The 12,308-nt window shown below is 59.3% G+C and carries 7 protein-coding genes; 6 read left to right on the top strand and 1 reads right to left on the bottom strand.

The features are described 5' to 3' along the window. Position 1: 1 nt before the first annotated feature. The gene (locus tag E1956_RS15045; RefSeq protein WP_167760018.1) at positions 2–3,547 is read right to left on the bottom strand and encodes a glycosyltransferase; all 3,546 of its coding nucleotides are present in this window, start codon (positions 3,545–3,547) and stop codon (positions 2–4) included. Positions 3,548–4,143: 596 nt separating this feature from the next. Here E1956_RS15045 and glmU point away from each other — a divergent pair. The 6 genes from glmU (at position 4,144) to E1956_RS15015 (ending at position 12,303) form a co-directional block, all read left to right on the top strand. After that, positions 4,144–5,526 (top strand): bifunctional UDP-N-acetylglucosamine diphosphorylase/glucosamine-1-phosphate N-acetyltransferase GlmU, encoded by a 1,383-nt coding sequence (gene glmU / locus E1956_RS15040; protein ID WP_134750078.1) that lies wholly within the window; start codon positions 4,144–4,146, stop codon positions 5,524–5,526. A 95-nt stretch (positions 5,527–5,621) separates the two neighbouring features. Then, complete coding sequence (gene glmS, locus E1956_RS15035) at positions 5,622–7,439, top strand: glutamine--fructose-6-phosphate transaminase (isomerizing) (protein WP_134750076.1); 1,818 nt, start codon at positions 5,622–5,624, stop codon at positions 7,437–7,439. Between the two features lie 138 nt (positions 7,440–7,577). Beyond that, the gene (locus tag E1956_RS15030; RefSeq protein WP_134750676.1) at positions 7,578–8,414 is read left to right on the top strand and encodes a glycosyltransferase family 2 protein; all 837 of its coding nucleotides are present in this window, start codon (positions 7,578–7,580) and stop codon (positions 8,412–8,414) included. Then, on the top strand, positions 8,411–9,367 hold the full coding sequence (locus E1956_RS15025; RefSeq protein WP_134750074.1) for an NAD-dependent epimerase/dehydratase family protein: 957 nt from the start codon (positions 8,411–8,413) through the stop codon (positions 9,365–9,367). The genes E1956_RS15030 and E1956_RS15025 overlap by 4 nt, the downstream gene beginning before the upstream one ends. A 38-nt stretch (positions 9,368–9,405) precedes the next feature. Continuing rightward, positions 9,406–10,407, top strand: a complete 1,002-nt coding sequence (locus E1956_RS15020; RefSeq protein ID WP_197732843.1) for an MraY family glycosyltransferase — start codon at positions 9,406–9,408, stop codon at positions 10,405–10,407. A gap of 12 nt (positions 10,408–10,419) precedes the next feature. Further along, positions 10,420–12,303, top strand: coding sequence for a polysaccharide biosynthesis protein (locus tag E1956_RS15015; protein ID WP_134750070.1), 1,884 nt, complete (start codon positions 10,420–10,422; stop codon positions 12,301–12,303). The last annotated feature ends 5 nt before the right edge of the window (positions 12,304–12,308 follow it).

Here is a 12,308-nt window from a genome sequence, read left to right as displayed (position 1 = left end):
TTTATTTGTTGTTCATATCTAGAGGGCGCGCCACAAGCAGAAATAGATCGAGAGCAGCTTTAACATGAGCCTTTTCGTGCACGCTAAAGGCGGGGCGCGCTGAAAAATCGAAAGCGAGGAGGTCTCGATAAAATTCCGCCATACCCACTTGCTTCGCAACTAATCTGCTGCGAGCGTTAACGATTTTTTCACAGTGCTTGAAATGCTTCGGATCATTCCGTTGTTCAGTATTTCCGTCGCCAATAATTCTAAACTCGCTCAACGTTTCGTTAAGAAGAGTGAAATTACCATTGGCGTACATTAGGGAAAGAAGAAAATCCCAGTCCTCGAGATAATGGATGTCCTCCCTCATTCGGGCGCCGCTTTTGATCAGCAGTTCAGTCCGCACAATATAAGCGTTGATTGGAATGAAATTGCCAGCGACAAGTGCCGCAGTTGGCAACGGCGGATGAGCCGATTTGGGTTGCTGACCGGGCACTCGTGAATTCGTCGTGCAGTACGCAACGTCTGCACCGTTCAACCTCAACGTAGCCAATAGCCTCTCTGCGAACATCGGATAATAAATATCGTCGTCGTCGAGAATGCAGAAGAAATCAAATCGTTCTACATTGGCCTCCACGAAATCGAGGCCCACATTCAAAGGATATCCTCTTCGACGACCCGGAAGGTCGGCCTGCAGGATTTCAACTTGATCACCAAAGCGCTCCGCTGCCCATTGTTGAACAATTTTGAGCGCAGCGTCCTTTCCATGCACGATGATACATGGTGTGACCTGTACTGTTTGATGGAGTACGGAGTTGACAGTTTCTTCGAGCAACTCAAGTCGTCGGCCCTGCGTGCGAATCAGGCAGATACCGCGGGCATTTGAAGGAAGATCACTAGGTTGCCGGACATCAGGCCAATTATGTTCGATAAAGTGCTGCAGGAATGCACGCCTCACTGCTTCTGCAATCTGAGCTTGCTTTTTGAATTGAGCGACGGATTGGGTCTTGGTATGCCATCTATAAGAATAAAGATGTTCTGGAACCAAAAGAATTGGCTCCCGAATCGCTGCCCTTAGAGCCAAGTCGTAATCTTGGCACCCCGAAAAACGCTGATCAAATCGACCGATATCATCAAATAAATCTCGACGAATCGCCGCCAGATGTCCAGCATTCATGCCTTTTTCATAGAGTCCCTCTGCGCCATACCCGCGGATTCTCCGGCGAATTTCAGCGTCGCTTTCATCAATATCTATAATCGATGACGATATAAATCGGCAGCGAGGAAAGTTGGAAATATAATGATCTAGAACGGAAATGCAGCTTTTCTCCAGTAGATCATCGCAGTCCAGGAACAACAGCCATTCGTTGCTGGCTGCATCGATGCCTTGATTCTGACGTGCAGAGATCCCTCGATTGAATCCATCCGAGATGACTAGCGTAGCCGATCTAATGTCGGCCGGAATCACCTCCTGAAGAGCCGCTGCGTCAAATCTTGGATCATCATTTATGACAATCCATTCGATGCGCTGTGTGTGGCTGACCGGTGGAGTGTTTTTTATCAGGTCTGCAACGCTCTCAGCGGTTTTTTTGAAGAAATCTAGATGAGAAAAAAACGGCGTGATAATCGTGTACGTAGGTACCTTTGCACTGAGCGTCACTGAGGCACTAGTTGTAGTGTTTTGAAACGCTTGACGAATCGAGTCTAATGGCGCGAATCCATTGACCGGCGACAGAACGTCTTCTGTATTGACATCAGACAAAAATCGATCAACGATTAACTTCGTTTGCTGGTCATGCAGGTTTGCATCGACTTTGGCATAGTCGCCGCCGTTGAAGAGTTGATCTTGAGCCAAACGTTTCGCGCCGTACCAACCCGTAGCGATTTGAGTCGGAATGGAATTTTCGATGGCGAGGGGTGGCGTGTATGCTAGCGCGGACGAGCGAATTTCCCCTGTCTTAATGGGGGTAAGTCGACTTTGTCCATTATGCCATTTCAAATACTCGACAAAAATATTACGCCGCGGTCGACGAGTTCTCGCGCGATTCACTAAAAATTGTCGTGTGTCGAAATCAGCGCGCGGATTTCTACCTTCGATAGCTCCGTATTTAACGTAGTGCCGGAGGGGATCGATCCCGGCTGCCTGAACATCGTGATTCTGCGACAAATACCAAAGTGAATCAAAATGCGATGTCGATCGAAGATAGCGGACATCTAGCTCATCTCGAACCAATCGAGCAAGTTTCCTTAGAGGGGATGGTAGTGCACGAGCAACGACGTGCGGCAATGAAGTAGCTTGTTTGATGAGCGCGCTTTCACGTTTTACCGTGTCAAGTGCTTGCGATGTCTCGGAAACTACGTGTGAAAGCTGGGCAACAGTGTTTCGCTCAGCCTCCAGGGCATCAGCTAGAGTCCTGTTCTCTTGCTCTTTCACTTCAAGCGCAAGTACTGACGTCTCGATGAGCGCGTTTAGCGCGTTATTGCGCTCATCACGCAAAACGCGAAGCTTGTGATCGGCACTCTCGCGGACTTCCACCAATTGTCCATGCAAATCTTCAATTTCCAGGCTTTGCCGTGCTTTTGCGGCAGCGTGGGCTGTGAGTTCAGCGCGAGCACTGACGAGTTCAGCGCGAGCAGTGCTGAGCTCCGTGCTCGCTGTATTGAGTTCGGTGCGGACGGTGGTGAGTTCAGTGTTTGCCGTAACAAAGTCAGCGCGAGCAGCAGCGGAGTCTTGATAGTGCTGGCGACCTTGAGTAAGCGGGTTAGCTTGCCCAGGCACTTGTCCCGGGCTTTGGAACGACCCCGGCAAGCTCAATGCTCCTGAGCGAAAGGCCGAAGTAATCGAGTGCCACGCATCCAATTCCGCTTCGAGTTGCGCGCTTGCATCTGGCCTGTACCGCGTAACGTTAATCAGGTAGATCTCAGGATGAACCTTGGACAAAACTCGATCATCCGACGCAAACTTTGAAAGTTGCTCACACAGTGGGTTGTCGGCCTTGACAAAAAGGAAGGCATTTTGCGCGTACCACGACTCGACGTCCGAACTGTCCCAAGACTCGCTCCTAAACAAGTCGAAACAACGGTACCCAAATTGTCGAAACAGAATGCCCCAGTACTCAGGCCATTGTTCGTTCAGGTGGTCTTCACCGCCCTGATATGGGGGGGCAGCTGAAAACAAGACCACGTCACTTGTTTTGCACAAATCCCGAACGAAGCCACTTGCGCGCGTAATTGGCAAATGTTCTGCGACTTCTACTGAAATCGCGAGATCGTATCGGTGCGAAGTTGAGAACTCCTGACTCAGATCGGTTGCAGTGAAGTGTGACGGGGCTACGAGGAAGGCCTCTCTATCGACATAACTTCCGTCGAAACCTTGCAGTTCGCGAATTCCGAGATCATGTGCTGCCTTTAGCCACGTGCCGTATCCGCATCCCACGTCGAGCACTGAAGACGGATGCAGATAGTCAAATAGCCGGCTCAAAATGGCGTGAGCAGAGCGTGCGCTTCCGGATAGATGCTGGGTATAGAAGGCAGCGGTGTATTTCGTTTGACTTTCGGGTGCCATGAGTGGTTGTCGTTTCATTGCTTTGACAGCTATATTGTCTCAAGGGAGACGCGGATCAATTGAGTCACTGTCGCCGCCGCGGGTTGCGCGATGCAGTGTTCAGCGTCGCAAAAGAAATTCATTTTGGTGACGGTGTAAGCTTCCTGCTATAACCCTCTCGTCTGGCCTTAAAGAACTGCCGCGATGCATAAATCAGCGACTTATCAGATGCGGCCCAATCTAACATAATTTGTTGTCATCTATCTGTCTTGGCTCGGTGGATCTGGCCCCCGCGACGCTGAAAGATTGCGTGGGTTGATACGGCCCGACCATTGCGCAATGAGCTACTCGCGACGCGATATGATCCACCATGTCGTGTCGAGGGATTCGCACGCTGCATATATAGGTCTGGTCACAGTGACTACGCCGGAATCAGCTACCACCGCTAGCGTCTATCGCGACAGCGCCGTTCCCCTTTTACAGATGACGTCCGCCATCGTATAACGGCTGGCAACGGGCATGGTGGACTTGACCGCAGCGCTGCCGGAATTCAGCATATAACACAAACTATGATAAACTAGTACGTTTGTCATAGCATTATTTTGACACTCGATGCAATGAACATCGTGATCCTCGCGGCAGGCATGGGCAAACGCATGCATTCCGCTCTGCCGAAAGTGCTCCATCCGCTCGCCGGCCAGCCGCTTCTCTCGCACGTTATCGACACTGCCCGCAGCCTTGGGCCCACGCGCCTCGTGGTCGTGATCGGCCATGGCGGCGAAGCCGTGCGCGCCGCCGTTGCCGCACCCGATGTGCAGTTCGCCGTGCAGGAGCAGCAGCTCGGCACGGGCCACGCGCTTGCGCAGGCGCTGCCGTTGCTCGATGTGAATCAGCCCACGCTCGTGCTCTACGGCGACGTGCCGCTCACGCGCGCCTCCACGCTCAAGCGCCTCACCGACGCCGCGGCCAACGCCGGGCAAAACGGACACAAGGCAGGCTACGGCATCCTCACCGTGACGCTCGACGATCCGACCGGGTACGGCCGCATCGTGCGCGGCGCGACCGGCCAGGTGCTGCGCATCGTCGAGCAGAAGGACGCGAGCGACGACGAACGCCTCATCGACGAAATCAACACCGGCATCGTCGTGACGCCCACCGCACCGCTGGCGGGCTGGCTCGCGGCGCTCGGCAACGACAACGCGCAGGGCGAGTACTACCTCACCGATGTCGTGGAAGCGGCGATCGAAGCGGGTCATCCGGTCGTCACCGCGCAGCCTGACGCGGAGTGGGAGACGCTCGGCGTGAACAGCAAGCAGCAGCTCGCCGAGCTCGAGCGCGTGTACCAGCGCAACGCCGCCGATGCGCTGCTCGCCGCCGGCGTGACGCTCGCGGACCCCGCGCGCTTCGACCTGCGCGGCTCGATCAGCTGCGGGCGCGACGTGTTCATCGACGTGAACTGCGTGTTCGAAGGCCAGGTCACGCTGGCCGATAACGTGCGCATCGGCCCGAACTGCGTGATCCGCGATGCCGTGATCGGCGCGGGCACGCGCGTGGATGCCTACACGCATATCGAGAGCGCGACGGTTGGCGCGCAGGCCGTGCTCGGTCCCTACGCGCGTCTGCGCCCGGGCGCGCAGCTCGCCGACGAAGTGCACGTGGGCAACTTCGTCGAGGTGAAGAACGCGAATATCGGCCACGGCTCGAAGGCCAACCACCTGAGCTACGTAGGCGACGCCGACGTGGGCGCGGGCGTGAACATCGGTGCGGGCACCATCACCTGCAATTACGACGGCGCAAACAAGCACCGCACGGTGATTGAGGACAACGTGTTCGTGGGCTCCGATACGCAGCTCGTCGCGCCCGTGCGCGTGGGCCGCGGCGTGACCATCGCGGCGGGCACGACAGTGTGGAAGGACGTGCCCGAAGACACGCTCGTGCTCAACGAAAAGACCCAGATCGCGAAAACCGGCTACGTTCGGCCGGTGAAGCACAAACGCTGAAAGAACAGCTGAACGGCAGGACATTCCGGGCGCCGCGCGCGTGAGCATTCATCGCAGCGCGGCGCCCCGCCTCTCATTGCAAAGGACCGAACTCCATGTGCGGCATCGTCGGCGCAGTTGCGCAACGTAATATCGTTCCTGTTCTCATCGAAGGCCTGCGGCGGCTCGAATACCGCGGCTATGACTCGTGCGGCGTGGCCATCGTCACGGCCGAGGGCCCGCAGCGCGTGCGCAGCGTCGCGCGCGTGGCCGAGCTCGACGAGCAGGCGCGCGAGACGCGTTTCGAAGGCGTCACGGGCATCGCGCACACGCGCTGGGCCACGCACGGCGCGCCCACGGTGAACAACGCGCACCCGATCTTCTCGAGCAATGCGCTGGCGATCGTGCACAACGGCATCATCGAGAACTACGAGTCGCTGCGCGAGATGCTGCGCGGCAAGGGCTACGAGTTCGTCTCGCAGACCGACACCGAAGTCATCGCGCACCTGATCCACAGCCTGTACAAGGGCGACCTTTTCGCCGCCGTGCGCGAAGCCGTGCAGCAGCTCTCGGGCGCCTATGCGATCGGCGTGGTGCACAAGGACCAGCCGCACACCGTGGTGGGCGCGCGTGCGGGCTCGCCGCTCGTGGTGGGCTATGGCGAGGGCGGCAACTTCATCGCCTCGGACGCGCTCGCGATTGCGGGCAGCGCGAACCGCGTCAGCTATCTGGAAGAGGGCGATGTGTGCGAGATCTCGCTCGAAGGCGTGCGCATCGTCGATCGCGCGGGCCACCCCGCCGAGCGCCCGGCGCGCGACGTGCAGGCCTATAGCGGCGCGGTCGAGCTCGGCCCGTATCGCCACTACATGCAAAAGGAGATCTTCGAGCAGCCGCGCGCGATCTCCGACACGATTCCCGCCGATGTCGCCTTCGATCCCGTCCAGTTCGGCGAGAACGCGGGCGAGGTGTTCAAGGGCATCGACAGCATCCTGATTCTCGCGTGCGGCACGAGCTACTACGCGGGCCTGACCGCGAAGTACTGGCTCGAGTCGATCGCCAAGATTCGCACCGAAGTCGAGATCGCGAGCGAGTACCGCTATCGCGAGTCGGTGCCCAATCCGCGTTCGCTCGTGGTGACGATCTCGCAGTCGGGCGAGACCGCCGACACGCTCGCGGCGCTCAAGCACGCACAGTCGCTCGGCATGGAGCACACGCTCGCGGTCTGCAACGTGGCGACGAGCGCGATGGTGCGCCTCACGGAGCTGAAATTCCTCACGCACGCGGGGCGCGAGATTGGCGTGGCGTCGACCAAAGCGTTCACGACGCAGCTGGTGGGCCTGTTCATTCTGGCGGTGACGCTGGGCAAGCTGCGCGGCCACGTGGATGCGCAGCAGGGAGCGGCGTACCTGAAGGAGCTGCGCCACCTGCCGGCGGCGCTCAATGGCGTGCTGGCGCTGGAGCCGCAGATCATCGCGTGGTCGCAGGAATTCGCGCGCAAGGAAAACGCGCTGTTCCTCGGGCGCGGGCTGCACTACCCGGTCGCGCTCGAAGGCGCGCTCAAGCTCAAGGAAATCTCGTACATCCACGCCGAGGCCTATCCGGCGGGCGAACTGAAGCACGGGCCGCTCGCGCTCGTGACGGAGGCCATGCCGGTGGTGACGGTCGCGCCGAACGACGCGCTGCTGGAGAAGCTCAAGTCGAACATGCAGGAAGTGCGCGCGCGCGGCGGCCGTCTCTACGTGTTCGCCGATGCCGATACGCATATCGCGAGCGAAGAGGGCATCCACGTGATCCGCATGCCGGAGCACTACGGCCAGCTCTCGCCGATCCTGCACGTGGTGCCGCTGCAGTTGCTCGCGTATCACACGGCCTGCACGCGCGGCACCGATGTGGACAAGCCACGCAACCTCGCGAAATCGGTGACGGTGGAGTAAGCGGTTGCGTTTGAGTACGTCTTCGCTATGCGGGATGTCGTGTGGCCGCACATCATCAAGGGTGTCAAAATAGAGTCTGATGTCTTCAGTCAACCCACCATTACCGGCTGTTCCAGGCTGGGGCGCCATCGGACGAAAATGAACGCTGTGCCACTAGGTAGCCCCTTCGCCATATCCACTTCCGTTGTCGTATTCCGCCCCGATCGGACGTTGCTGGCCCGCACGCTTGCCAGCCTCGCGGTTGCCAGTGATCTGCTCGCGGCGAGAAAAGTGCGAGCGCTCCACCTTTACCTGATCGATAACGGTGGCCTGCCCGAAATGGGCGAAAGCCTCGAAGCGCTCACGCGTGCCGGAGTCGGTCATACATTGATCGCCGGGCACGGCAACGTCGGTTACGGGCGCGGACACAATCTGGCGATCGCGCAGCCCCTAGGTCGCTATCACCTGATTCTCAATCCCGATATCGAAATGAATCCGGACGCGCTGGCGAAGGCCGTCGAATTCATGGAGTCGCACCCCGATGTGGGCTTGCTTACGCCAGCCATTGTCGACGATGCAGGCGAGATGCAATTCCTCTGTCGCCAATATCCGACCCTCATCGACTTATTTGTGCGCGGCTTTCTGCCGGCATCGATGCGGCGCCTTTTCGCGCGGCGGCTCGCGCGTTACGAAATGCGCGCCCAGATCAATGGTCGAGACACGGTTTGGGATCCGCCGATCGTTAGCGGCTGCTTCATGCTATTCAGATCGGAAGTGCTAAAAGTACTCGAGGGATTCGACCCTCGCTATTTCCTCTACTTCGAAGACTATGATTTGAGCCTGCGTGCGCATGACGTGGCGCGCGTCGCCTACGTGCCGTCGGTGCGCGTGCTCCACCACGGTGGCGGCGCCTCACGCAAGGGCTTTGCACACATTCGCATGTTTGTGGCGTCGGCCTTCAAATTTTTCAACCGTTTTGGGTGGAAGTGGCTTTGAGCAGCATTTTGGTCACAGGGGCGAATGGCTTCGTCGGACGTTCGGTGTGCCGCACACTGGCGACTAACGGCCACGATGTGAGGGCGCTCGTACGGCGTGCCGGCACTTCCGGCGGCGTAGCGCGCGAGTGGAGCCATGGCGGAGTGGACTTTGCGGGCATCGCCGAGGCATGGCCACGCGAACTCGTGCCGGATTGCGTCGTGCACCTCGCGGCACGTGTGCACGTGATGCACGATACTGCGACCGATCCGCTCGCGGCTTTTCGCGCAACCAACGTCGAAGGTGCGTTGCGTGTGGCCCGCGCCGCACGCGAACGGGGCGCGAGGCGCATGGTGTTTGTGAGCAGCGTGAAGGCGGCGGCCGAGTTCGATCGTGGCGTGCCGCTCGCGGAATCCATGCCCCCCACCCCTGATGACGCGTATGGCCTCTCGAAACTGCAGGCGGAGGAGGCACTCTGGCAATATGGCGAACAGAGCGGACTTGAGATCGTGATCGTGCGACCCCCGCTCGTGTATGGCCCGGAGGTCGGCGCGAACTTCCTTCAGATGATGAATGCGCTGTGGCGACGTCTGCCGCTACCGCTCGGAGCGGTCGATGCGCGGCGCAGTCTCGTCTACGTCGAAAACCTCGCCGATGCGCTCATGCATTGCGCCATGGACCCGCGTGCTGCGAACGCCTGCTTCTACGTTCGCGACGATCAGGATCCGTCGGTGGCTGGACTGCTGCGCGCGCTGGGGCGCCATCTGGGGCGTCCTGCGCGGCTTCTGCCAGTACCGGTAGCACTTCTACGCGCCGCAGGTGCGCTGACAGGGCGTGCTGCGCAAATGGACCGGCTGACCCAGAGCCTGAGAGTCGACGACTCGCGTATTCGCGAGACGCTCGGATGGAAGGGCCCTTATACCCTGGACGAAGGACTAGCCGCGACGGCGCGCTGGTATCGAGTCACGCATTGAACTAACGGAGAGCACTGAAACCGATGTTGCAGGCACCGATGTCGATATCCCTATGCGCCGCGACGACCGCAGTGATTTGCGCCGCCTTGTGCGCAGCGGTGTTAGGCATACTGCTCAAGACCGGTCTTGCGTGGCGACTCGCCACGGATATCCCGAACGAGCGTTCGCTTCACGACCGGCCGACTCCGCGCGTGGGCGGTTGGGGCATCATGCCGGTAGTCGTACTCGCGATTTTGGTTCTGGCTCAATCGCTGTGGTTGATTGCTGTTGGCGTCGCCTTTCTGGCCGCGGTCTCGCAGATCGACGATCGCCGTGGCCTGCCTGCGCGCGTGCGCTTTGCGGCGCATTTCGTCGCCGTTCTGGCTCTGATTGTTGTTTATCCGGCACCGGTTCCCTGGTGGTGCCTCGCTGGCCTGGCATTCTTGATGTTATGGCTGGTCAATCTCTACAATTTCATGGACGGCTCGGACGGCCTGGCTGGCGGCATGGCGCTGTTCGGCTTTGGCGCGTACGCGATTGCTGCGCTGCTCGGGCCAGCGCCGACGCGTGAGTTGAGTTGGGCTTGCGCCGCGATCGCCGGAGCGGCGGGGGGATTTTTGTTCTTCAATTTTCACCCCGCGAAGATATTTCTCGGCGATTCCGGGTCAATCCCCGCGGGCTTTCTTGCCGGCGCGCTTGGCTACTGGGGCTGGCGCAGCGGCGCCTGGCCGATCTGGTTCCCGGCGCTCGTGTTCTCGCCCTTTATTGGCGACGCCTCAGTGACCTTGATCCGTCGGCTCCTGCGCGGCGAGAAATTTTGGCAAGCGCACCGCGAGCATTACTATCAACGCATGGTTCGTCTTGGGACCGGTCATGCGGCAACGGCACTGACATGGTATCTGGTCATGTTTGCCGGCATAATACTTGCTCTTTGGGCCTTGGCACTATCCACGGCCCTGCAGTGGGGGATCGTTGCAGGTTGGGCTGTCGTTCTTGTTCTGATGGGCGCGGCAATTGACGTACGCTGGCACCGTTTCCAGTCCCTCACCAGACAACCCTGAGGTCGAACGCTGATGCTCCGCAATAAAGCCTCCTGGCTCTCGTTCAGCGCTTTTCTCTTCGATATCGGCGCGGTGGCCGCCGCATGGCTGACGGCCTATCTTTTGCGTTTCAACGCGTCCGTGCCGACCGAATTCTGGCACGGTGCCGTCGACAACCTGCTCTGGGTGTTGCCGGTCTACGCCATCATGTTTCGCATTTTCGGGCTCTATCGCGGCATGTGGGTCTTCGCGAGCCTGCCCGACCTGATGCGCATTTCGAAGGCGATCGTCTCAGCCGCGCTCATTGCGATGGTGGCGTCTGTCATGTTGCAGCCGTCGCCGATCATTCCGCGTTCCGTGCTGATTGTTTCCCCGCTGCTGCTGTTCTTCGTCATGGGCGGCGCGCGTGCCCTTTATCGGGCGACCAAAGAGTTCTATCTGTACGGCGGTCTGGTCGCGCAAGGCAAGCCAGTAATCGTTGTGGGCGCGGGGGGAGCCGGTGCGAGTCTCGCGCGTGAGTTGTCTCGTTCGGCCGAGTGGCGTCTTGTGGGCCTGCTCGACGACGATCCAGCCAAGAAAGGGCGCGAGATCTACGGCTACAAGGTGTTGGGCCCCATTAGCGACATCGAGCACTGGGCCGCTACGCTGCGCTGCGAGTTTGCCATCATCGCCATTCCTTCCGCATCGGCTGAGGTCCAGCGGCATGTCGCTTCGCAATGTCTGCGTGCGGGCGTAAAGGCGCTGATGCTGCCGGCGTTGACGGAACTCGCGCCTGGTCAAGGATTCCTTTCGCAGGTCCGCAATATCGACCTCGAAGACCTGCTCGGCCGCGATGCGGTCAATATCGATACGCCTCACGTTGAGGCGCTGTTGAGCGGTCGAGTGGTCATGGTGACGGGGGCTGGCGGCTCGATCGGTTCGGAGCTATGCCGCCAGATTCTGCGCTTCGTGCCCGCGCAACTCGTTGCACTCGATTTGTCCGAATACGCGATGTACCGGCTCACGGAGGAAATTCGCGAGCGTTTCTCCGAGCTTTCCGTGGTGCCCATCATCGGCGATGCGAAGGATGCACTGTTGCTCGACCAGGTGATGGCGCGCTATACGCCTCACATCGTGTTCCACGCGGCCGCGTACAAGCACGTCCCGCTGATGGAAGAGCTTAACGCGTGGCAGGCGATCCGGAACAACGTACTAGGCACCTATCGCGTGGCGCGTGCCGCGATCAAGCACCAGGTCCGGCATTTCGTGCTCATTTCGACCGACAAGGCCGTCAATCCGACCAACGTGATGGGTGCGAGCAAGCGTCTCGCGGAGATGGCCTGTCAGGCATTGCAGCAGACAAGCGAGCGCACCCAATTCGAGACCGTGCGTTTCGGCAATGTGCTGGGCAGCGCCGGTAGCGTTATTCCCAAATTCCAGCAGCAGATCGCGAAGGGCGGGCCGGTCACGGTCACGCATCCGGAGATCACGCGCTTCTTCATGACGATTCCCGAGGCTTCGCAGCTAGTATTGCAGGCGTCTAGCATGGGACACGGCGGCGAAATCTTCATTCTCGATATGGGTAAGCCGGTCAAGATCGTCGACCTCGCGCGAGACCTGATCCGTCTGTATGGCTTCAGCGATGAGCATATCCGTATCGCGTTCACGGGCTTGCGACCCGGCGAGAAGTTGTACGAGGAACTGCTCGCCGATGATGAAACCACGACGCGTACGCCGCATCCGAAGCTGCGGATCGCGCGCGCGCGTGAGGTGCCGGAGCATCTGCTTGACGAATTGCTACCTTGGCTGATGCAGCACCGCGTACCGAGCGACGATGAAGTGCGCCGGGATTTACGCCGCTGGGTGCCAGAATACCAACCGTCGAGCGCACCGAAGCTCCAAAGCGTTACAGCGCAAGTTGCCGGTGGGGCGCGCTAGCGTAC

Origin of the sequence: Paraburkholderia pallida (genome assembly GCF_004524855.1) — a bacterium.
Taxonomy (GTDB): domain Bacteria; phylum Pseudomonadota; class Gammaproteobacteria; order Burkholderiales; family Burkholderiaceae; genus Paraburkholderia; species Paraburkholderia oxyphila.
The sequence above is the reverse complement of the archived record's forward strand: the minus strand, read 5'-3'. Positions and strand labels throughout refer to the sequence as shown.

Bases quoted from the DNA above. Each gene is read 5' to 3' on its own strand.
- E1956_RS15015 (WP_134750070.1), top strand. From the start codon at position 10,420: ATGCTCCGCAATAAAGCCTCCTGGCTCTCGTTCAGCGCTTTTCTCTTC.
- E1956_RS15030 (WP_134750676.1), top strand. From the start codon at position 7,578: ATGAACGCTGTGCCACTAGGTAGCCCCTTCGCCATATCCACTTCCGTT.
- E1956_RS15020 (WP_197732843.1), top strand. From the start codon at position 9,406: ATGTCGATATCCCTATGCGCCGCGACGACCGCAGTGATTTGCGCCGCC.
- glmS (WP_134750076.1), top strand. From the start codon at position 5,622: ATGTGCGGCATCGTCGGCGCAGTTGCGCAACGTAATATCGTTCCTGTT.
- glmU (WP_134750078.1), top strand. From the start codon at position 4,144: ATGAACATCGTGATCCTCGCGGCAGGCATGGGCAAACGCATGCATTCC.
- E1956_RS15045 (WP_167760018.1), bottom strand. From the start codon at position 3,547: ATGGCACCCGAAAGTCAAACGAAATACACCGCTGCCTTCTATACCCAG.